Genomic DNA, 20,377 nt, shown 5'->3' on the forward strand with positions numbered 1-20,377 from the left:
TAAAATCCTCATGTATTTATACTTGACCAAAATCGTCGAGAATCCGGTCCCCCCGCAATCATGAGACTCACCACCAAAGGCCGTTTCGCCGTCACGGCGATGATCGACCTGGCCTTGCGCCAGGATCAAGGTCCCGTGACGCTTGCCGGCATCAGCCAGCGCCAGCGCATTTCGCTGTCCTATCTGGAACAACTGTTCGGCAAGCTGCGCCGCCACGAGATCGTGGAGTCGGTGCGCGGGCCGGGCGGTGGATACAACCTCGCGCGCCGCGCGCAGGAAGTCACTGTCGCCGACATCATCATTGCCGTCGACGAACCGCTCGATGCCACGCAATGCGGCGGCAAGGGTTCGTGCGAGGGGACGAAGCAAAACGACGGCCACTGCATGACGCATGAGCTCTGGTCCACGCTGAACCAGAAGATGGTGGAGTATCTCGATTCGGTTTCGCTGCAAGACCTGGTCGATCAGCAGCGCTCGCGCGAAGGCGCGTCCACGGTGCTCCACGATCGGCGCAGCGAGCCGGCCGCGCCCGAGGCACCGCGCCTAGCGCCCAAAGGACCGAACTCGGTATTCAACATCGCGAGTTCGTGAACGAATGCTGCGCGCGCCGGCATATGAACGCGGATGCCATGGCCGAGCGGGCGCCTGACCCAAAACAACGATTTCCCCGGAGCGATTGATGAGTAACCCGAGCCCCCACCTGCCCATCTATATGGACTACAGCGCGACGACGCCCGTCGACCCGCGCGTGGTGGACAAGATGATTCCCTATTTGCGGGAGCAATTCGGCAATCCGGCTTCGCGCAGCCATGCTTATGGCTGGGAAGCGGAGCGTGCAGTGGAAGAGGCGCGCGAGCAGGTTGCGGCGCTCGTGAAGGCGGATCCGCGCGAAATCATCTGGACGTCGGGTGCGACCGAATCGGACAACCTGGCCATCAAGGGCGCTGCGCACTTCTACAAGAGTCGCGGCAAGCACATCGTGACGGTCAAGACCGAGCACAAGGCGGTACTCGATACCTGCCGCGAACTCGAGCGCGAAGGGTTCGATGTCACCTATCTCGATGTCAAGAGCGACGGCCTCATCGATCTCGACGCTTTCAAGGCGGCGCTGCGGCCGGACACGATCGTCGTGTCGGTCATGTACGTGAACAACGAGATCGGTGTTATTCAGGACATCGAAGCGATCGGCGAAATCTGCCGTGAAAAGAACATCATTTTCCATGTCGATGGCGCGCAGGCCACCGGCAAGGTGGAGATCGATCTGGGCCGGCTCAAGGTCGACCTGATGTCGTTCTCGGCTCACAAGACCTATGGCCCGAAGGGTATCGGTGCGCTCTACGTGCGCCGCAAGCCGCGCGTGCGGATCGAAGCGCAAATGCATGGCGGCGGCCACGAGCGCGGTATGCGCTCGGGTACGCTGCCGACGCATCAGATCGTCGGCATGGGTGAGGCTTTTCGCCTCGCGCGCGAGGAAATGGCCACGGAAAACGAACGCGTGCGGATGTTGCGCGACCGCTTGCTGCGCGGGTTGTCGGAGATCGAAGAGGTCTACGTCAACGGCGACATGGAGCGCCGGATTCCGCACAACCTGAATTTGAGCTTCAATTTCGTCGAGGGCGAATCGTTGATCATGGCCATCAAGGATGTGGCCGTGTCGTCCGGTTCGGCCTGTACGTCGGCGTCGCTGGAGCCTTCCTACGTGCTGCGCGCGCTGGGTCGCAACGACGAACTCGCGCACAGCTCTATCCGGTTTACGGTCGGCCGGTTCACGACCGAGCAGGACGTCGATTACGTCATCGACTTGCTCAAGAGCAAGATCGCCAAGCTGCGCGACCTTTCCCCGCTGTGGGAAATGCACCAGGACGGCATCGATCTTTCCACGATCAAGTGGGCCGCGCACTAAACGAATCAGGCGAATCAAGGAGTTTTGACCATGTCTTACAGCAACAAAGTATTGGATCACTACGAGAACCCCCGCAACGTCGGCTCGTTCGCCAAGGACGACGACGCAGTGGGCACCGGCATGGTCGGCGCGCCGGCCTGCGGCGACGTCATGAAGCTGCAGATCCGCGTCGGCGCCGACGGTCTGATCGAGGACGCCAAGTTCAAGACCTACGGTTGCGGTTCCGCCATCGCGTCGAGCTCGCTCGTGACCGAGTGGGTGAAAGGCAAGACGCTCGACGAGGCGCTCTCGATCAAGAATACGCAGATCGCCGAGGAGCTCGCGCTGCCGCCGGTCAAGATCCACTGCTCGATTCTGGCGGAAGACGCGATCAAGGCCGCGGTCGCCGACTACAAGCAACGCCACACCGGCGCTGCTGGCGAGGCCGCGCAGGAAGTGAAACAGCAAGTTGCTTAACGTGCCATGGCAATTACATTGACGGACAAGGCAGCGCAGCAGGTGCAGAAGTACCTGACACGGCGCGGCAAGGGCATCGGATTGCGGCTGGGCGTGCGTACGACGGGCTGCTCGGGTCTCGCCTACAAGCTCGAGTACGTCGATGAACTCGAGCCCGAGGATCAAGTGTTCGAGTCGAACGGCGTGAAGGTCATCGTCGATCCGAAGAGTCTCGCGTATATCGACGGCACGCAGCTCGATTTTGCGCGTGAGGGATTGAACGAGGGCTTCAAGTTCGACAATCCGAACGTCAAGGACGAGTGCGGCTGCGGCGAATCGTTCCGCGTCTGACGCTGCAATCGGCGGGCAAAGGGCGGCGCGGGCCGCCTTTTTGTCGATCGGAGTTCGCGCTTCGGCGTCACACATGGGCGCGGTATCGCTGCGATGCCGGGTGCTTTTAACCGACAACCGATTTTCATGGCCTCGATTCAGCAAAGCCACTTCGATCTCTTTCATCTGCCCGAGCAGTTCGCGCTGGACATCCAGGCGCTCGATGCCGCTTACCGGACGGTCCAGACGCAAGTTCATCCGGACCGCTTCGCCGCCGCGGGCGACGCGCAAAAGCGGGTGGCCATGCAGTGGGCCGCGCTCGCAAACGAGGCTTATGGCACGTTACGCGATCCGTTGAAGCGCGCGCGCTATCTTCTATCGCTGCGCGGCGTGGATGTCGATGCCGAGAACAATACGGCGATGGAGCCGATGTTCCTGATGCAGCAGATGGAATGGCGCGAGCGCGTGGAAGATGCCGCGTCCGCGCGCAGCGTTCCGGCATTGGACGCCTTGCTCGAAGAACTGCGCGAGGAGGAACGCGTGCGCTTCGACAAGCTCGCCGCGTTGCTCGACAGCGGTGCCAATCAGCCGGCCGCGGAAGCGGTGCGGCAGTTGATGTTCATCGAGCGCGTCGTTGCCGAGCTCGGCAAAGAGATCGAGCGGCTCGAACATTGAGACTGAGCCGAGCCCGATGCGAACGGCTAGGGCTCATATTCGACAACGGCAGCGCAGTCTCCCCGAAGATAACTACAGATGGCTTTACTGCAAATCTCCGAACCCGGCATGGCACCGGCGCCGCATCAGCGGCGGCTCGCCGTGGGTATCGACCTCGGTACGACGAACTCCCTCGTTGCCGCGGTGCGCAACGGCGTGCCCGACGCGCTGCCCGATGAGCACGGTCGCGTATTGCTTCCGTCCGTCGTTCGCTATCTCGAACGAGGCGGGCGCCGCATCGGACTGAGGGCGAAGGAAGAAGCCGTCCTCGATCCGCGCAATACGATCGTTTCCGTGAAGCGCTTCATGGGACGCGGCAAGGCGGAAGTCGAAGGCGCCGAGAACGCGCCTTACGATTTCGTCGAGGCGCCCGGCATGGTGCAGATTCGCACGGTCGCGGGCATCAAGAGTCCGGTCGAGGTGTCGGCCGAGATTCTCGCAACGCTGCGTCAGCGCGCCGAGGATACGCTGGGCGACGAGCTCGTCGGAGCGGTCATCACCGTGCCCGCCTATTTCGACGAGGCGCAGCGCCAGGCAACGAAGGACGCCGCACGCCTGGCCGGGATAGATGTTCTCCGGCTGCTCAATGAACCGACTGCGGCGGCGATTGCCTACGGCCTCGACAATGGTTCCGAAGGCTTGTACGCCGTCTACGATCTGGGCGGCGGAACGTTCGATCTCTCGGTCCTCAAGCTGACCAAGGGTGTCTTCGAGGTTCTCGCGGCGGGCGGCGATTCGGCGCTCGGCGGCGACGACTTCGATCATCTGCTCTATCGCCATGTCTTGAGCGAGGCCGGGCTGGCTCAGCAGCATTTGCCGCCCGAGGATGTCCGCCTGCTGCTCGATCGCGTGCGCGCGGCCAAGGAGGCGGTATCGACTGTCCCCGAGGTCGTGCTCGAAGCGACGCTTTCCGATGGCACGATGATCTCGATTCCCGTGACCGAAGCGGCGTTTTCGGCGCTGGTAAAGCCGCTCGTGCAGCGCACGCTGACGCCGACCAAAAAGGCGTTGCGCGATGCCAAGGTGTCGCCGGCCGAGATCAAAGGCGTGGTGCTCGTTGGAGGCGCAACGCGCATGCCGGTGATTCGGCGTGCCGTCGAGGCATTCTTCGGGAAACCGCCGCTGACGAACCTCGATCCCGATCAGGTCGTCGCACTCGGTGCGGCGATTCAGGCCGACCTGCTTGCGGGCAATCGCGGCGGCGACGATTGGCTGCTGCTCGACGTCATTCCGCTGTCGCTCGGCATCGAGACGATGGGGGGACTCGTCGAGAAAATCATTCCACGCAATTCGACGATTCCGGTCGCGCGTGCACAGGAGTTCACGACGTTCAAGGACGGCCAGACCGCGATGGCGATCCACGTCGTGCAAGGCGAGCGCGAGCTCGTGTCCGATTCGCGCTCGCTCGCCCGTTTCGAGTTGCGCGGCATCCCGCCGATGGCCGCCGGTGCGGCGCGCATTCGCGTGACGTTCCAGGTCGATGCGGACGGATTGCTTTCGGTCGTGGCGCGCGAGCAGCACTCGGGCGTGGAGGCATCCATCGTCGTCAAACCGTCGTACGGCTTGGCCGATGACGAGATCGCGCGCATGCTGGAGGACAGCTTCCAATCCGCCGAAGTCGACATGCGGGCACGCGCGCTGCGCGAGGCGCAGGTCGAAGCTCAGCGGCTCAGCGAAGCGACCGAGGCCGCGCTGGCCGCGGACGGCGAACTGTTGGGCGCCGCCGAGCGTTCGCGCGTCGTTAGCGCGCTCGACCGTCTTCGCTCGGCGGCGAGCGGCGCCGACGCGAATGCGATCGAGGCGCAAACGAAAGCGCTTGCCGCCGAGACCGATGAGTTTGCCGCTCGGCGGATGAACAAGAGCATCCGCGCTGCCTTGCAGGGGCGCAAGCTCGACGAAATCTGACTGGCAGGCGGAGCGTGCTCGACAGCGCGCCCGCCGCCGCACATCTTACTGACCGAACGGAATCCGTATGTCGCAAATCGTGGTGCTGCCTCATGTCGAACTGTGCCCGGAAGGGGCTGTCATAGAAGCCGAGCCGGGCAAGAGCATTTGCGCAACGCTGCTCGAAAACGGCATCGAGATCGAGCACGCTTGCGAAATGTCTTGCGCGTGTACCACTTGTCATGTGATCGTTCGAGAAGGCTTCGGAGCGCTCGAACCCTCGGAAGAGAACGAGGACGATCTGCTCGACAAGGCGTGGGGGCTGGAGCCGACATCACGACTATCATGCCAGGCGATCGTGCCGCCCGGCGAGGACCTCGTGGTCGAGATCCCACGTTATTCGATCAACCACGCGAAGGAAAACCACTGAGGAGGAGGGAGCAGCCATGAAGTGGACGGACACCCAGGACATCGCAATGGCCCTCACGGACAAGCATGCCGATGTTGATCCGCAATATGTGCGGTTCACCGACTTGCATCGTTGGGTCACGGAGCTCGACGGCTTCGACGACGACCCCGAGCGTTCGAACGAAAAGATCCTCGAAGCGATTCAGCTGGCCTGGATCGAAGATGCTCAGGAGTGACCGGCGCCCGCGCGATGGGGCCGGCCGGTCATGAATAAAAAGGCGATCCGCCGAGCGGATCGCCTTTTTGTTTGTGGGCTCGATCGAGCCCGGGGCTGCCTTTGCGCCTAACGTGCGACGAGCGCGCCATGCTCGATCCGCACGGGTTCTCCCTGTTGGAACGGCGGTGCCTGGTGATAAGTGAAATAGCGCGTACGTCCGTTCTGCATTCGCACGCGGACTTGGTAAACGGTCGAACTGCGCAAATGTTTTTCGACGGCGTTGCCGGCAAAACCGCCACCCACGGCCCCCAACGCGGTCATGCCCAAGCGGCCAGTTCCAGCGCCGAACTGGTTGCCGATCAAGCCGCCGGCAACGGCACCGCCGACCGCGCCGAGCCCCGTGCCACGGCCCTCATGGCGCACGGCCGAAATCGATTCGACCGTTCCGCAGCTTGCGCACGGTGCAGCCGCGCGTTGCTGCGGCGGCGTGTAGGGCTGCTGGGTTTGCTGCGGCGCGTACGAAGGCTGCGGGTTGCCTTGCTGCTGGGCGTACTGTTGCGGCTGTCCGTAGGGCTGTTGAGCGTACTGCGGTTGTGGCTGTGGCTGCGGTTGCTGCGCATAGGCGCTCTCAGCCGGCGGCTGGGCAGCAGACTGGCTGGGGCTGACCGACGATTGAAGCGGTTGCGAGGGCTGCCGCTGGCCGGCGTATCCGCTCGTCGCTTCGCCGGCCTGGGCACCCGGAGGCTGCGCGGCGGCCTGCTGTTGGCTACCGCCAACGGCGGCGGGCGCGGCGGTGTCCACGACGGGCTGATTGGCCACCTGGGCCACCTGGGCCGATTGGGTCTGAGCAGTCTCGCCGCCGGTGCCCGATGCTTTCGGAAACACGCCCGTGATCGCGGCGGTCGCGGCAAGACTTGCAATGATGATCGTCGCAGCCGCGGTAGCGATCAGCGGATGAAGGCGGCGTGGCGACGTGGTGGGTTGATTCATGTCGGACCTCGTCGAGACGATGTAGTGCTTGCTGTGCGCGCTGATTTAGACACAGACAGTTTCGGCGAAAGGTCCACGGCCGACGTTTCAATTTGTAACCGCTTGCACGAGGCGCGTTTTTCGGGAGCATAGGGCTGCTCCGCCGCGGCGGAGCGTCCTCTGCGGAGCGCAAAGGGTGCGACACCTTCAACGCCACGCCCACCGTACGCTGCGCGCGGCAGCTTTTACCGATGGTTACAAAGTCGAACGACGCGCGCCGCCGGGAGCGGCGCTCAATCCTCGCGGCGCAGGTGGGGGAAGAGAATGACGTCGCGAATGCTGGGGCTATCGGTGAGCAGCATCACGAGCCGGTCGATGCCGATGCCGCATCCGCCTGTGGGCGGCATGCCGTATTCGAGCGCACGGATGTAGTCGGCGTCGTAGTACATCGCCTCTTCGTCGCCCGCATCCTTTTGCTCGACTTGCTTGCGAAACCGTGCAGCCTGGTCCTCGGGATCGTTGAGCTCGGAAAAACCGTTCGCGATCTCGCGTCCGGTAATGAAGAGCTCGAAACGCTCCGTGATGCCGTCGACCGAATCCGATGCGCGGGCAAGCGGCGAGACTTCGACCGGGTAGTCGATGATGAACGTCGGCTCCCACAGCTGAGCTTCAGCCGTCTCTTCGAACAGCGCAAGCTGCAGGGCGCCGAGGCCGGCATTCAGGAACATCGGTTGCGTCGTGTCGACGCCAAGGCGCTTGAGCTCCGAGCGCACGAACGCCGCATCGCCCAGTTGCGTGTCCGTATAGTCGGGCGCGTACTTGCGGATGGCCTGGGTGATCGTCAATCGATGGAACGGCTTCGACAGATCGAGCTCACGACCTTGGTAAGTGATCGTCGCGGTGCCGAGCGCGTCGACGGCCGTCTGACGGATCAGGCGCTCGGTGAAGTCCATGAGCCACACGTAATCGGTGTAGGCCGCATAGAACTCCATCATCGTGAATTCGGGGTTGTGCCGCGGCGAGACCCCTTCGTTGCGGAAGTTGCGGTTGATCTCGAACACGCGCTCGAACCCGCCAACGACAAGCCGCTTCAGATAGAGCTCCGGCGCGATGCGCATGAACATCTGCATATCGAGCGCGTTGTGATGCGTAACGAACGGCTTGGCCGCCGCGCCGCCCGGAATCGGGTGCAGCATCGGCGTTTCGACTTCCATGAAATTCGCATCCGACATGAACTTGCGAATCGAGGAAATCGCCTTCGTGCGCGCGACGAAGGTCTGGCGTGCTTCGGGTGTCACGATCAGATCGACATAGCGCTGCCGATAGCGCGTTTCCTGATCGGCGAGGCCGTGGAACTTGTCGGGAAGTGGCCGCAGCGCCTTCGACAGCAGCCGCAATTCAGTGCATCGGACCGACAGCTCGCCCTTGTTCGTCCGGAAGAGCACGCCGCGCGCCGCGACGATGTCGCCGAGATCCCATTTCTTGAATGCATCGTAGGTGTCGGCGCCGACATCGGCGGGTGTCACGAAGAACTGAATCTGACCCGAGCCGTCCTGGACCGTGGCGAAGCTCGCCTTGCCCATGACGCGTTTGAGCATCATGCGGCCGGCGACGGCCACTTGCAGCGCCGTGGCCTCGAGCGCGTCCTTGTCCGCATCGGCGTAATCGGCCTGCAGACTGCCCGCCTCGTGCGTCGGACGGAAGTCGTTCGGATAGGCTACGCCCGCCGCGCGCAGCGCATGCAGTTTCTCGCGACGCTCGGCGATGATCTTGTTTTCGTCGACGCTGGCGTCCTGGCTCGAAAGGGTCGGTTCGGTCATGATTCTCTACTGTGGGGGAGGGCGGCGCACGTCGCGTGGCCGCCCGGTGCCGGCTGTCGCGCGTCCGACACTACAAGATTCGGCGCTTTACACGCCTTGTTTCAGGCTCGCGCTGATGAACGCATCGAGATCGCCGTCGAGCACACTTTTCGTATTACTGATTTCGACATTGGTGCGCAGATCTTTGATACGGCTGTTGTCGAGCACGTAGGAACGGATCTGGTGACCCCAGCCTACGTCCGTCTTGCTCGATTCGAGCTTGTCCTGCTCCGCCTGGCGCTTGCGTATTTCCGCTTCGTACAGCCGCGATTTCAGCATCGCCATGGCTTCGGCGCGGTTGCGGTGTTGCGAGCGGTCGTTCTGGCACTGCACGACGATGCCCGATGGCAAGTGCGTGATACGCACGGCGGAATCGGTCTTGTTGATGTGCTGACCGCCCGCGCCCGACGCGCGGTAGGTATCGATCCGCAGATCGGCCGGATTGATGTCGACTTCGATCGAATCGTCGATTTCGGGGTAGACGAACACCGACGAGAACGACGTATGACGACCGCCTGACGAGTCGAACGGCGACTTGCGCACGAGGCGGTGCACGCCGGTTTCGGTGCGCAAAAAGCCGTACGCGTATTCGCCTTCGACCTTGATCGTCGCGCTCTTGATGCCCGCAACATCGCCTTCCGATTCTTCGAGCACTTCGGCCTTGAAGCCCTTGCGTTCGCAGTAGCGCAAGTATTGACGCAGCAGCATCGACGCCCAATCGCACGCCTCCGTGCCGCCCGCGCCCGCTTGAATGTCGATGAACGCGTTGTTCGGATCGGCCGGATTCGCGAACATCCGGCGGAATTCCATGTCGGCGACGCGTTGCTCGATTTTCGCAGCGTCGCTTTCGACGCCGACGAGCGTGTCTTCATCGCCTTCTTCGCGCGCCATGTCGAAGAGATCCTTCGTGTCGCGCAGGTCGTTGTCGAGCGTGCTCAGTACGTCGACGACGCCTTCGAGCATCTTCTTTTCCCGGCCGAGGGCCTGGGCGTGCTTCGAATCGTTCCAGACGTTCGGGTCTTCGAGTTCCTTGTTGACTTCGATCAGCCGTACAGCCTTGGCGTCGTAGTCAAAGATACCCCCGTAGCTCGCCTGCGCGGCGGCGCAGGTCGGCGAGAGAGCTCTCGATGGCATTCAGGCGTTCCGCTTCCATGTCGATCTGCTTTTGCGTCGTCAAAAGGGGAAATTATAGCCGATCGGCGTCCACCGCTTCGCACCGTCTCGAGCGCATTTCGCCGTCGAAAGAATCACGGCTCGCTGCTCGAGACGAGCTGCAGCGTTTCACCAGAACCCCCACGCGGCGCGTCGGCCAACCGACGATCGCGGCGATGCGCACCGAACATCGTCAGTGTCACACCAAGCCGAAACTGCCTCACGACGATCGTTTCATCGATCAGCGCGAAAGCAAAGAACCCGAGCAGCGTGCCCGCGACGAGTGTCGGCGCGTGGCGAAACGCCTCCGGCATGAGCAGGCTCAGCCACAGAAAAATGTTCGGCGAAGTTTGCAACAGATGAATGTCGCGTGCGACGGCCGGCGCGATCGTCCGCGCACTCAGGCGCTCCTGGATGAGCATATACAGCGCGCTGCCGATACGGCTCGCTCCGAAGAGGAGGAACGGCAGCAGCAACGCCGCCCACGGATGCCAGCTGCTGGAATGCAGCGCGGCGACGACGAGCGGCCCGCCCGAGCGAAGCGCTACGAGAAAGGCGAGGAAGACCATTGCGAGGGAACCGGTCCAACCCCAGTTCGTATTCAGCCGGCCTGCGGCGATCGGTCGAGCGTACCGCCAGCTCTGGGCGAAAAGCGAGGGCAGTGCGAGCGCGATGACCAGCACCACGAAGAACCGCTGCAGCGCGCGCACGTCGCCGACCACTTGATGATGCCCCACGAAGAGCGCGAGCAGGATGACCGGTAGCACGATCGAGAGCGCGAGCGTGTAGCGCGCGGCGAAAAAATAGTCGCCGCCGCGAGCCAGCGAGAACGTCGGCACGGAAAGCGCGGGCGGCACGATCAGCAACAATCCGACCAGATGAAGCCATTCGCTGCGAAAGCAGGTGAGCAAAATGCACGCGCCGGCCACACGCGCGGAACTCATGACCGCGAGCGCGACGTTCTCCGGACCGCCGCTTGCGCGCAGCGATTGCGGCTCGATTCGCAGCGCGAGAAAAAACGCATTCAGTGCGAGCAGTGCCACGATGGCGGCGCTGCTCCACGTGTGCGGCAAGGCCATGCCGAAGAACGAAAATACGAAACCGGCGAGCGCGGCAGCGAGCATCCATTGCAGCAGGTAGATCTCGACGTGTTCGCCGATATAGTTGAGCGTCGACGAACTGCGCGCCGTCATCGATTTCAGATCGTCCCACGAGAGCGGACGTGAATTCGGCAACCGGAAGTCGATGTAGTCTTCGGTCGGCAAGCCTGAGGCAATCAGCGCGAAGATCTCCACGACATACTTGTGCGCGACGACGAGCACGTTCTTGCCTTGCCGATCGAGCGGTGCAAGGACGTCCTCGTAGTAGGCCTTGCAACAACTGAACAAATCCATCCAATGCTCGCCTTGCGGCGGCGCTCCATCCGGGTGGTGAAAACAGAAATCGTAGAGCCCGTGTCCGATCGATTTTTTGATCAGCGTTTTGTTCTTGCCGGCGAAGATCCCGAAGTCGCGCTCGACCAGCATTTCGCTGTGCACGATGCGCGGTGTGCCGCCAGCGCCTTCGAGAATAATGGTGGCCGTTGCCTGGGCACGCTCGAGCGTTGATATGTGCACTTCGTCGAACGTCAGGCCGAGGCGGCGAACGTAGCGCGCGGCCTGCTGCGCTTGCCGGCGGCCGAGCGAAGTCAATGGCGAATTCTTCGATCCTGCGAAGTAGTTCTGCTCGTTGGCGAGCGATTCCCCGTGGCGCACAAAATACAGCGTCATTGCAGTCATCTCCCTTTTCGCGATCGGCCAGCCGTGACAGGCTGTGACGACGATAGCCGTCGCGAGTCGTACATCCGAGGCGCATGGCCCCATTTGCACGTAGGTGACGTTGCAGCGCAAAAAAGTTGCGACTTCCCGATGAGGAGTCGAATTCGATGGAGGAGGGCATCGGTCATCCCGATGCGAATGACGCAAGCAGTCGAGCCGCTAGCCGGCCTCGTCCGGGCCGACCGCATGTTCGACGAAAAGCTGCACGCGCGCGACACCGTTCCAACTATCGCAGGCGAGCCGATATGCGATATGCGCGCGCGCCGGAAGCGGCTCCGTGTGATTGAACCAGATCGCCTGGAATCGCTGACGCCCGCGCATCAGTTGCAGCTTCAGGTGCTTGTCCTTCACGAGCGCCTGCGACACGACATCGAAATCGCCCGAGAACGTCGGCGCCGGAAAACCCTGACCCCAGACGGCCGCGTCGAGCATTTCCACGATCTGCGGCGTGAAGTAGGCGTCTTCGAGATCGCCGTCGGTGAAAACGACGCGCGCCAGGACATCCTCGCTGAGCCATTCGCGTCCTACTTTTTCGAACGCTGCTGCAAAGCGCGGCACATCGGCCGCGGCGAGCGTGACGCCGGCCGCCATCGCATGACCGCCGAACTTCGCAAGCAGGCCCGGCTCGCGTTTGGCCATCAAATCGAGCGCGTCGCGCAGATGAAAGCCTTGGATCGACCGGCCCGAACCTTTGGCGACGAGACCACGCTCGTCGGCGGGCGCGAACGTGAACGCCGGCCGGTGGAACTTCTCCTTGAGCCGGCTCGCGACGATGCCGATCACACCCTGGTGCCACGCCGTATTGAAGAGCGTGATCGTCGTCGTGCCCGATGGATCGACCCCGGCGAGATCGGCCAGCGCCTGCTCCTGCATGCCGGCTTCGATCTCGCGGCGCTCGCGGTTCATCGCATCGAGCTGCTGGGCAAGCTCCCACGCCCGCCCGACATCGTCGGTGATGAGGCACTCGATGCCGAGCGACATATCGGAGAGCCGCCCGGCCGCGTTCAGGCGCGGCCCGAGTGCAAAGCCGAGGTCGAAGCCCGACGCATTGCGGGCATCGCGTCCGGCGGCTCGGAAAAGCGCCGCCACGCCGGGCTGCATACGGCCGCGCCGGATACGCGCGAGGCCCTGCGCGACGAGGACGCGATTGTTACCGTCGAGCTTGACGACATCGGCGACCGTGCCCAGTGCGACGAGATCGAGCAGCCCGTCGAGCCGCGGCTCGGTCGCGCCGGGCGCGTCGAACGCTCCGCGTTCGCGCAACAGGGCCCGCAGCGCGAGCAGCACATAGAACATGACGCCGACGCCGGCGATACACTTGCTCGGGAACGTGCAGCCCGGCTGATTCGGATTGACGATGGCGCGCGCGTCCGGCAGGACGTCGCCGGGCAGGTGGTGATCGGTGATCAGCACCTCGATGCCGCGGGCGCGGGCTGCGGCCACGCCGTCGACGCTCGCGATGCCGTTGTCCACGGTGATCAGCAGGTCGGGCGAGCGCGCGGCTGCCAGCTCGACGATCTCGGGCGTCAGCCCGTAGCCGTATTCGAACCGATTGGGCACGAGATAGTCGATCGTCGCGCCGAACATACGCAGACCGCGCACGGCCACCGCGCATGCCGTCGCGCCGTCGCAGTCGTAGTCCGCGACGACGAGCAGGCGCCGCTTGGCGGCAATCGCATCGGCAAGCAGCTCGGCCGCGTCGCTGGCGCCCTTCAGAGCGACCGGCGGGACGAGCCGGGTGAAGGCGGTTTCGATTTCTTCCGGCAGGCACACGCCGCGGGAAGCGTATAGACGCGCCAACACAGGGTGCAGGCCTCGGCTGATCAGCGCAGCAACGTCTGCGGGCGAGGGCGCGCGCGTCACGATTCGGGTCATGGCAAGTCGGAAAAGATCGGAAACGGTGATGTTGTCGCGCAGACCGTGCGCCTTGCGCGCGATGCCTGATATGAGCGGCGCGTCATTCGAACAGCGAAGCGAGCACGCGTCGACGCCAGAACCGGCGCAAATCGCCGCGCCCGGCGGCAAGCGTCACCGATGCCGTATCGCCGCACAGCGTCAAGGCCAGTGAGCCGATGTCTCCGCCTTCCAGCGCCGCGAGTGCGGGCGCGAACCACGCCTGCTCGAGTTCGGTGAGTGCATGACTCCAGCCGGGCCAGTCCTGGTCGATGAAGGGCGTCGCGAACGCTTCGAGTTCGACCAGCGTGCCGCCGCCCGCCAGGCCGGCTGCCGCCGGATTGGCGGCGGCCGGCAGCCGTTCGTACGAGGAGGGCGGCGCGCTCGCCGCGACGCCGGCGGCCAGCGCGAGCCCGCGCGTGGCGGCGGCGTGGGAGAAGACTCGTGCGAACGGACTGCGCACGCTCTGGCGGGCACCTTGCGCGTGCAGCCAGAGCGAGTTGATCGCGGGCAGGCCACGTGCCTCGCGTGCTTCGTTGATCGGATGTTCAAACCACGCCATCTGGACTTCGTTCTGAAGCTTCATCCAGGCACGCGAGCGTTGCCCCGTGCGGGCGTCGTGCGGCAGCCAGATTCCGACGCTGCGCCCGCTCGCGCGCAGCGGCGAGGCGCCGGCCAGCGAGCCCAGCGCCTCGCCGCTCAGATACCAGCGCTCGGGGCGCGGCGCCTCGATGCGCATTCCGAGCTCTTCGACGAGCGGCCTCGCGATGTCGAAAAGCGCGCAGGCCTCTTCGTCCTGGAGCTGAAGCGATGCCGGATCGAGCAATACCAGATGGTCGTGCGCTACGCGCAAATGGACGGGTTCGACACAGGCCCAGACCGCTTCGCCCGGGTCGGCACCATCGGCCAGCATCATATAGGGCGCGAGCGGCGCCTCGTCGGCGGCACTCGCTGCGGCAGCGTCGGCGAGCACGCCGAACTGGCGCGCCACCCAGCGCTCGTGCGGCAGGGTGCGCTGAAAGTCTTCGCCCGCCACGCGCTCGACGAGCGTGGCGCGTGCGAGCAGTTTGTCGAGGGCTGGGGCGCGCAGCGAATGCAGTTCGCTTGGCGCGTCGGCGGCCGTCGGCAACGCGAACGGCAAGAGCAGATGAAGACGGTTGGCGTGCATGATGGGGGGCATTGTATGGCAAACTGCGCCCTTGATCGGCAGTGCGCGCGCTGCGGCACGTCCATTGCGTCGCATGCGATGCCGATGGGCAACGGATTTAAGGACTCGCTTGAAACTCCCTTACGAATGGCAAATCGGCTGGCGCTACACGCGCGCCGGCAAACGTACGACGGGCAACGGTTTCATCTCGTTCATCGCACTGGTGTCGATGTCGGGCATCGCGCTCGGGGTCGCCGCACTGATCGTCGTGCTCTCCGTCATGAACGGCTTTCAGAAGGAAGTGCGCGACCGGATGCTCTCGGTGCTCGCGCACGTGCAGATTTTTTCTCCGAACGGTGCGATGCCCGAATGGCAGTTGACGGCCCAGGAAGCGCGCCGGAATCCGGAGGTGATCGGCGCCGCGCCTTATGTCGATGCGCAGGCGCTGCTCACGCGCGGCGACGCGGTGAGCGGCGTGGCCCTGCGCGGCGTCGAGCCTTCGCTCGAGCCGCAGGTATCGGACATCGGCAAGGAAATGAAAGCGGGACGCCTCACGGATCTCGCCCCCGGCCAGTTCAATATCGTGCTCGGCGCCGATCTGGCCGACGGGCTCGGTGTGACGGTCGGCGACAAGATCACGCTCGTCGCGCCGGAAGGATCGATCACGCCGGCCGGCATGTTGCCGCGGCTCAAACAGTTCACCGTGGCGGGCGTGTTCCAGTCCGGGCATTACGAATACGACAGCACGCTCGCCCTCGTGAACATCCGCGATGCCGAGGCGCTGTTCCGGCTCACGGCGCCCACCGGTGTCAGGCTGCGCCTGAAGGACATGCAGCAGGCACCGCGCGTGGCGCACGAGCTCGCGCGCAGCTTGTCGGGGGAGTTGTACATTCGCGATTGGACGCAGCAGAACAAGACCTGGTTCTCGGCGGTCAAGATCGAAAAGCGCATGATGTTCATCATCCTGACGCTCATCATCGCGGTCGCGGCGTTCAATCTCGTGTCGTCGCTCGTCATGACCGTCACGAACAAGCAGGCCGATATCGCAATATTGCGCACGCTCGGCGCGCAGCCGGGCTCGATCATGAAGATCTTCGTCGTGCAGGGCATGACGATCGGCTTCGCGGGTACGGCAACCGGTGTGGCGCTCGGTACGCTCATCGCCTGGAGCATCCCGTGGCTCGTGCCGATGATCGAGCATCTGCTCGGCGTGCAGTTTTTGCCTCCGTCCGTCTATTTCATCAGCGAGCTGCCGTCCGAGCTCGTACCCGCGGACGTCTTCCGGATCGGCGTGATTGCATTCGTACTGTCGTCGCTCGCTACGCTCTACCCGAGCTGGCGTGGCGCGAAGGTCCGGCCCGCGGAGGCGCTGCGCTATGAGTGAACTCATGATCGGCCGAGGCGCGGCGACAGGTCCGGCCGTTGTGGCGGAAAGCGTGCTCGAGGCAACCGGAATCTCGAAAACGTTCGTGCAAGGCGGCTTGAATGTCCCGGTGCTCACGGGCGCGAACCTATCGGTGCGGCGCGGAGAGAAGCTCGCAATCGTCGGCGCGTCGGGCTCCGGCAAGAGCACGCTGCTGCACGTGCTGGGCGGGCTCGACGAGCCGAGCGCCGGACACGTGTCGCTGCTCGGCAAGCCCTTCACGCAACTGGCGGAGCGCGAGCGCAACGACTTGCGCAATCGCGCCCTGGGCTTCGTCTATCAGTTCCATCATCTGTTGCCCGAATTCAGCGCGCTCGACAACGTCGCGATGCCGCTTCGCATTCGCCGGCTCACGAGCGCCGACGCGAGACGCGAAGCGATGCGCATGCTGGAACGCGTCGGGCTCGCGCATCGGGCACAACACCGGCCCGGCGAGCTTTCGGGCGGCGAGCGCCAGCGCGTGGCGATCGCGCGCGCGCTCGTCACCGAGCCGGCCTGCGTCCTGGCGGACGAGCCGACCGGCAACCTGGACGGCGGCACGGCCGATACGGTCTTCAACCTGATGCTCGAGCTCTCTGAGAAGCTCCAAACGAGCTTCGTCATCGTCACGCACGATCACGATCTCGCGGCGCGCTGCGATCGCACGCTGCGGCTGCGCGACGGCGTGCTGCACGAAGATCCAACGGTGCCGGTCTGAGCCGGGCCTCATCGATATCGCGGGCCGCCCGTCATGTGGATCGATACGCACTGTCATCTCGACGCAGCCGAATTCGACGCTGACCGCGAGGCGGTAGCGGGGGCGGCGCACGACGCGGGCGTCTCGCGGATCGTGATTCCGGCCGTGGCCGCAGGCAATTTTGAAACCGTACGGCGGCTGGCCCGGCAAATCGAGGGCGGTGCCTACGCGCTCGGCATTCATCCCCTGTTCACGCGAGAGGCGCGCGAAGACGATCTTGTCATTCTGCGGCGGGAGATCGAGACGAGCCTCGCCGATCCACGCTTCGTCGGCATCGGTGAAATCGGCCTCGATTACTTCGTGCCGGGGCTCGACGACGAGCGCCAGCGGTTTTTCTACGAAGCGCAACTGCGGCTCGCGCGCGAATTCGATCTACCCGTCATTTGCCACGTGCGCAAATCGCAGGACCTCGTACTGAAAGGGCTGCGCCGCAGCGGCGTGAAATGCGGCATCGCGCATGCTTTCAACGGCAGCTTTCAGCAGGCGCACGCCTTCATCGAGCAAGGCATGCGTCTCGGATTCGGCGGCAACGTCACCTTTGAGCGGGCGCGTCAGATTCGCCGGCTAGCCACCGAGCTGCCGCTCGAAGCCATCGTCGTCGAAACCGACGCGCCCGATATCGCGCCCGCGTGGCGCTACAAAGGACGCAATACGCCGGATCAGACCGCGCGCATCGGCGCGATCATCGCCGAGCTGCGCGGCCTCGACATCGACCGATTGGCCTTAGGCACGACGGCCAACGCTTACGCCGCATTGCCTCGACTCGAACCGCGCCACCCATAATCGCTCGTTCCAATGCGCCACGTTTTCGGCGCTTGCGAAAGGAGGGGCGGGATGCGGATGGTGCTCTGCGGGTTCGTGCTCGGCATCGCTACGTTGCAGCAGCGCGCGGATCTGCCCGGCGGGTTCGCATGGACTCTCGGCGCACTCGTGGGCTTGGCCGCGCTCGGATGGTTTCTCCTGGGGGCGATCCCACGGCTGGCTGGCACGAGGGAGGATGAACCGACATGGTGCGCTCGCGCGGTGCAATGGAGCCGGCGCAATCCGGTGAGCCGCTGGGGCGCACTCGCATTGGCGGCCGCGCTGATAGGCCATGGCTACGCCGCGTCGCGCGCCGAGTGGCGTTTGCGCGAGGCTTTGCCGCCGCATTGGGAGGGGCGCGAGCTCATGCTGCGCGGCGCCATCCGCGGGCTGCCGGCGCATGAACCCGGCGTTGTGCGTTTCTTGTTTTCGGTCGACGTCGTCGATGTACGCACCAGGTTGGGCATCGACGATTTTCCGTCTCTCGTTCAGCTCAGTTGGTCGGAACGCGCCGGCGGCCGGGTGCCCGAACTGGTCCCCGGTGCGCGTTGGCGTCTGACCGTGCGCTTGAAGCGGCCGCATCGCAATGCGAACTTCAACGGTCGCGATGGGGAGGCCGCACTGTTCGCACGCGGGGTGCGCGCAACCGGTTATGTCGTCGCGCCGTCGACCGCGCGCCTGGAGCCCGGCCGTGTGGGCACTCTCGCGGCACGCGTCGACCGTTGGCGTTTCATGCTGGCCGCCCGCATCGATACGGCACTCGCCGGGGCGCCGCACCTTGGCATCGTCAAGGCGCTCGCGATCGGGGCGCAGGAGGCGATCGACGCGGCGGACCGCACGATATTGCGCCGCACCGGGACGAGCCACCTCGTCGCGATCTCCGGGCTGCATATCGGCTTCGTGGCCGGCGCGAGTGCCGCATTGGCCGCATGGCTCTGGCGCCGCTCATGCGGTTTCGGCGTGTGGCTCGCGCGTCGCGGCCGGCGCGAATGGCCGCTCATCGTGCCTGCGCCTGTTGCGGCTGCGCTGACCGGCACGCTGTGCGCAACCGGCTATGCCGCGCTCGCAGGGTTCAACGTGCCCGCGCAGCGGGCGTTGTGGATGCTCGTCGTCGTCAGCGCCGCCGCGGCGCTCGGACGCAATATCGCGTCGTCGCTCGTGCTGGCGTGGGCTGCGGTGCTCGTGCTCGCCGCCGATCCTTGGGCCGTGCTCGCCCCCGGCTTCTGGCTCTCGTTTGGCGCGGTCGCCGTCATCGCGCTGGCGATGCAGTTCCATTTGCGGCGCCCTGGCGATCGCGAGCTCGACACCCCTGAGATCGACGATCCGTTGCAGCCCGGCAGCGAGCGGCGCGCGTCATGGCGCGACCGATGGCGCATGGGTTCGCGACGGCTGGGCGAAAGCCTGGTGGGCGCGGCGCGCGCGCAATACGCCGTGACGATCGGGCTCGCGCCGTTGACCGCGTTCTGGTTTTCGCAAATCTCGCTGGCGGGACCGCTCGCCAACGCGTTCGCCGTGCCTTGGGTGAGCCTCGTCGTCACGCCGGTCGTGCTCGTCGCCGTGGTGTTGCCCGCACCGCTCGATGCATCCGCATTCGAGCTGGCCCACACGCTTCTTGCACCGCTCATGCGGCTTCTGGCCAGGCTGTCGGCGTATGAATGGGCCGAGTGGCGGCTCGCGCGACCCTCGACATGGGCAATGGTGTCGGCCGCCGTGGGCGTTCTGTGGTGCTTGATGCCGCGGGGCTGGCCGATCCGGTTTGCCGCTCCCTTGGCGTGGCTGCCTCTGGCGCTGCTGCCGCCCGCGCCGGCGCCGGGCACGTTCAGGCTGACGGCTCTCGATGTGGGCCAAGGTGCGGCGATCCTCGTCGAAACGGCACGACACGCGCTGCTTTTCGACGCCGGGCCGGGCCCCGAGTCGACGAGTGCCGGCGAGCGCATCGTCGTGCCATCTCTCGTCGCCAATGGTGTGCCCACGCTCGATGCGCTCGTGCTGAGCCACGGCGACGCCGATCACGCCGGGGGCGCGCCGGCAGTACTCGATGCGGTGCCCGTACGCCAATTGCTCGGCGGCTTGCCGCCGTCGAATCGCCTATGGGCGCTGGCGCAGGCGGCCGATGCGCAGGGCCGGCGCTGCGCTTCGGGGCAGCGCTGGCGATGGGACGGCGTCGAGTTTTCCGTCCTGTGGCCCGACGCAGGCCCCTTGCCGAGCAAATCGAACGCGCATTCCTGTGTATTGCGGATCGAGGCGCCGGGCTTCGTGGCGCTGTTGACCGGCGACATCGATGCGTCCATCGAAAAGACCTTGCGCCTGCGTGCCCAGGCAGCGCTGCGGGCCGATGTATTGCTCGTGGCCCACCACGGCAGCCGCACGTCGTCGACCGAACCTTTCCTCGATTCGGTAAGGCCGCGCATCGCGATATTTCAGGTAGGCTATCGCAACCGCTTCGGCCATCCGCATCCGAGTGTATGGGCGCGCATTGCAGGGCGCGGCATCGAGCTCGCGAGAACCGATCGCGACGGTGCGGTGCGCGTGGAGCTCGATGACGGCGTGCCGACGCTCGAGCGCTATCGCGATACGCATCGACGATATTGGATGGATCAGACGGACAGCGGGCCTCGCGGCGCGGCGGGGTAGCGCCGGCATGACCAGGCACGAGCGGGTGGTGCAGGCAACGGCGGCGGATAACGAC

The 20,377-nt window shown here is 64.9% G+C and carries 18 protein-coding genes; 12 read left to right on the forward strand and 6 right to left on the reverse strand.

Going from position 1 to position 20,377, the window contains the following annotated elements; all coding sequences use genetic code 11:
- The first annotated feature begins 60 nt into the window (after window positions 1-60).
- The 8 genes from iscR to iscX all read left to right on the forward strand — a co-directional run bounded on the left by iscR (window position 61) and on the right by iscX (window position 5,910).
- Window positions 61-591, forward strand: coding sequence for a Fe-S cluster assembly transcriptional regulator IscR (gene iscR, locus ACR9ZC_RS14835; protein ID WP_173255424.1), 531 nt, complete (start codon window positions 61-63; stop codon window positions 589-591).
- An 88-nt stretch (window positions 592-679) separates the two neighbouring features.
- Window positions 680-1,903: an IscS subfamily cysteine desulfurase gene (locus ACR9ZC_RS14840; RefSeq protein ID WP_481580884.1), complete on the forward strand. Its 1,224-nt coding sequence runs from the start codon at window positions 680-682 to the stop codon at window positions 1,901-1,903.
- A 30-nt stretch (window positions 1,904-1,933) separates the two neighbouring features.
- Window positions 1,934-2,359: a Fe-S cluster assembly scaffold IscU gene (gene iscU / locus ACR9ZC_RS14845; protein WP_331570768.1), complete on the forward strand. Its 426-nt coding sequence runs from the start codon at window positions 1,934-1,936 to the stop codon at window positions 2,357-2,359.
- A 6-nt stretch (window positions 2,360-2,365) separates the two neighbouring features.
- Entirely contained in the window at window positions 2,366-2,689 is a 324-nt protein-coding gene (gene iscA, locus ACR9ZC_RS14850) for an iron-sulfur cluster assembly protein IscA (RefSeq protein WP_481580885.1), read from the forward strand.
- A gap of 126 nt (window positions 2,690-2,815) precedes the next feature.
- Window positions 2,816-3,343: a Fe-S protein assembly co-chaperone HscB gene (gene hscB, locus ACR9ZC_RS14855; protein ID WP_481580886.1), complete on the forward strand. Its 528-nt coding sequence runs from the start codon at window positions 2,816-2,818 to the stop codon at window positions 3,341-3,343.
- A 78-nt stretch (window positions 3,344-3,421) separates the two neighbouring features.
- A complete protein-coding gene (gene hscA / locus ACR9ZC_RS14860; RefSeq protein ID WP_481580887.1) occupies window positions 3,422-5,287 on the forward strand; it encodes a Fe-S protein assembly chaperone HscA in 1,866 nt (621 codons plus the stop codon).
- A 67-nt stretch (window positions 5,288-5,354) separates the two neighbouring features.
- The gene (fdx, locus tag ACR9ZC_RS14865; RefSeq protein WP_331570774.1) at window positions 5,355-5,696 is read left to right on the forward strand and encodes an ISC system 2Fe-2S type ferredoxin; all 342 of its coding nucleotides are present in this window, start codon (window positions 5,355-5,357) and stop codon (window positions 5,694-5,696) included.
- A gap of 16 nt (window positions 5,697-5,712) precedes the next feature.
- Window positions 5,713-5,910 (forward strand): Fe-S cluster assembly protein IscX, encoded by a 198-nt coding sequence (gene iscX / locus ACR9ZC_RS14870; protein WP_481580888.1) that lies wholly within the window; start codon window positions 5,713-5,715, stop codon window positions 5,908-5,910.
- Between the two features lie 107 nt (window positions 5,911-6,017).
- Here iscX and ACR9ZC_RS14875 read toward each other — a convergent pair whose 3' ends face one another.
- The 6 genes from ACR9ZC_RS14875 to ACR9ZC_RS14900 all read right to left on the reverse strand — a co-directional run bounded on the left by ACR9ZC_RS14875 (window position 6,018) and on the right by ACR9ZC_RS14900 (window position 14,761).
- Window positions 6,018-6,881: an outer membrane lipoprotein gene (locus ACR9ZC_RS14875; RefSeq protein WP_481580889.1), complete on the reverse strand. Its 864-nt coding sequence runs from the start codon at window positions 6,879-6,881 to the stop codon at window positions 6,018-6,020.
- 272 nt (window positions 6,882-7,153) lie between these two features.
- Entirely contained in the window at window positions 7,154-8,680 is a 1,527-nt protein-coding gene (gene lysS, locus ACR9ZC_RS14880; protein WP_331570778.1) for a lysine--tRNA ligase, read from the reverse strand.
- Window positions 8,681-8,767: 87 nt separating this feature from the next.
- A protein-coding gene (gene prfB / locus ACR9ZC_RS14885) for a peptide chain release factor 2 (protein ID WP_331570780.1) occupies window positions 8,768-9,872 on the reverse strand; the annotation gives its coding sequence in 2 pieces (ribosomal slippage) (window positions 8,768-9,790 and window positions 9,792-9,872; 1,104 coding nt in all).
- Window positions 9,873-9,966: 94 nt separating this feature from the next.
- Complete coding sequence (locus ACR9ZC_RS14890) at window positions 9,967-11,640, reverse strand: histidine phosphatase family protein (RefSeq protein ID WP_481580890.1); 1,674 nt, start codon at window positions 11,638-11,640, stop codon at window positions 9,967-9,969.
- A 207-nt stretch (window positions 11,641-11,847) separates the two neighbouring features.
- Entirely contained in the window at window positions 11,848-13,563 is a 1,716-nt protein-coding gene (recJ, locus tag ACR9ZC_RS14895; RefSeq protein ID WP_481580891.1) for a single-stranded-DNA-specific exonuclease RecJ, read from the reverse strand.
- An 82-nt stretch (window positions 13,564-13,645) separates the two neighbouring features.
- Window positions 13,646-14,761 carry a regulator gene (locus tag ACR9ZC_RS14900; RefSeq protein ID WP_481580892.1) on the reverse strand — a complete coding sequence of 372 codons (1,116 nt, stop codon included), beginning with the start codon at window positions 14,759-14,761 and terminating at the stop codon, window positions 13,646-13,648.
- A 97-nt stretch (window positions 14,762-14,858) separates the two neighbouring features.
- On the opposite strand from ACR9ZC_RS14900, the gene ACR9ZC_RS14905 reads away from it, so the two are divergent.
- The 4 genes from ACR9ZC_RS14905 to ACR9ZC_RS14920 are packed head-to-tail and all read left to right on the forward strand — an operon-like array spanning window position 14,859 to window position 20,322.
- Complete coding sequence (locus tag ACR9ZC_RS14905) at window positions 14,859-16,112, forward strand: lipoprotein-releasing ABC transporter permease subunit (protein WP_331570788.1); 1,254 nt, start codon at window positions 14,859-14,861, stop codon at window positions 16,110-16,112.
- The gene (gene lolD / locus ACR9ZC_RS14910; RefSeq protein WP_331570789.1) at window positions 16,105-16,848 is read left to right on the forward strand and encodes a lipoprotein-releasing ABC transporter ATP-binding protein LolD; all 744 of its coding nucleotides are present in this window, start codon (window positions 16,105-16,107) and stop codon (window positions 16,846-16,848) included. The genes ACR9ZC_RS14905 and lolD overlap by 8 nt, the downstream gene beginning before the upstream one ends.
- Before the next feature lie 33 nt (window positions 16,849-16,881).
- Window positions 16,882-17,670: a TatD family hydrolase gene (locus tag ACR9ZC_RS14915; protein ID WP_481580893.1), complete on the forward strand. Its 789-nt coding sequence runs from the start codon at window positions 16,882-16,884 to the stop codon at window positions 17,668-17,670.
- A 51-nt stretch (window positions 17,671-17,721) separates the two neighbouring features.
- Window positions 17,722-20,322: a DNA internalization-related competence protein ComEC/Rec2 gene (locus ACR9ZC_RS14920; RefSeq protein ID WP_481580894.1), complete on the forward strand. Its 2,601-nt coding sequence runs from the start codon at window positions 17,722-17,724 to the stop codon at window positions 20,320-20,322.
- Window positions 20,323-20,377: the final 55 nt, after the last annotated feature.

It is taken from the genome of Trinickia sp. HAY1-2D, from assembly GCF_056754935.1.

Coding starts and splice junctions, on each gene's coding strand:
- iscR (WP_173255424.1), top strand. CDS start 61: ATGAGACTCACCACCAAAGGCCGTTTCGCCGTCACGGCGATGATCGAC.
- ACR9ZC_RS14840 (WP_481580884.1), top strand. CDS start 680: ATGAGTAACCCGAGCCCCCACCTGCCCATCTATATGGACTACAGCGCG.
- iscU (WP_331570768.1), top strand. CDS start 1,934: ATGTCTTACAGCAACAAAGTATTGGATCACTACGAGAACCCCCGCAAC.
- iscA (WP_481580885.1), top strand. CDS start 2,366: ATGGCAATTACATTGACGGACAAGGCAGCGCAGCAGGTGCAGAAGTAC.
- hscB (WP_481580886.1), top strand. CDS start 2,816: ATGGCCTCGATTCAGCAAAGCCACTTCGATCTCTTTCATCTGCCCGAG.
- hscA (WP_481580887.1), top strand. CDS start 3,422: ATGGCTTTACTGCAAATCTCCGAACCCGGCATGGCACCGGCGCCGCAT.
- fdx (WP_331570774.1), top strand. CDS start 5,355: ATGTCGCAAATCGTGGTGCTGCCTCATGTCGAACTGTGCCCGGAAGGG.
- iscX (WP_481580888.1), top strand. CDS start 5,713: ATGAAGTGGACGGACACCCAGGACATCGCAATGGCCCTCACGGACAAG.
- ACR9ZC_RS14875 (WP_481580889.1), bottom strand. CDS start 6,881: ATGAATCAACCCACCACGTCGCCACGCCGCCTTCATCCGCTGATCGCT.
- lysS (WP_331570778.1), bottom strand. CDS start 8,680: ATGACCGAACCGACCCTTTCGAGCCAGGACGCCAGCGTCGACGAAAAC.
- ACR9ZC_RS14890 (WP_481580890.1), bottom strand. CDS start 11,640: ATGACGCTGTATTTTGTGCGCCACGGGGAATCGCTCGCCAACGAGCAG.
- recJ (WP_481580891.1), bottom strand. CDS start 13,563: ATGACCCGAATCGTGACGCGCGCGCCCTCGCCCGCAGACGTTGCTGCG.
- ACR9ZC_RS14900 (WP_481580892.1), bottom strand. CDS start 14,761: ATGCCCCCCATCATGCACGCCAACCGTCTTCATCTGCTCTTGCCGTTC.
- lolD (WP_331570789.1), top strand. CDS start 16,105: ATGAGTGAACTCATGATCGGCCGAGGCGCGGCGACAGGTCCGGCCGTT.
- ACR9ZC_RS14915 (WP_481580893.1), top strand. CDS start 16,882: ATGTGGATCGATACGCACTGTCATCTCGACGCAGCCGAATTCGACGCT.
- ACR9ZC_RS14920 (WP_481580894.1), top strand. CDS start 17,722: ATGCGGATGGTGCTCTGCGGGTTCGTGCTCGGCATCGCTACGTTGCAG.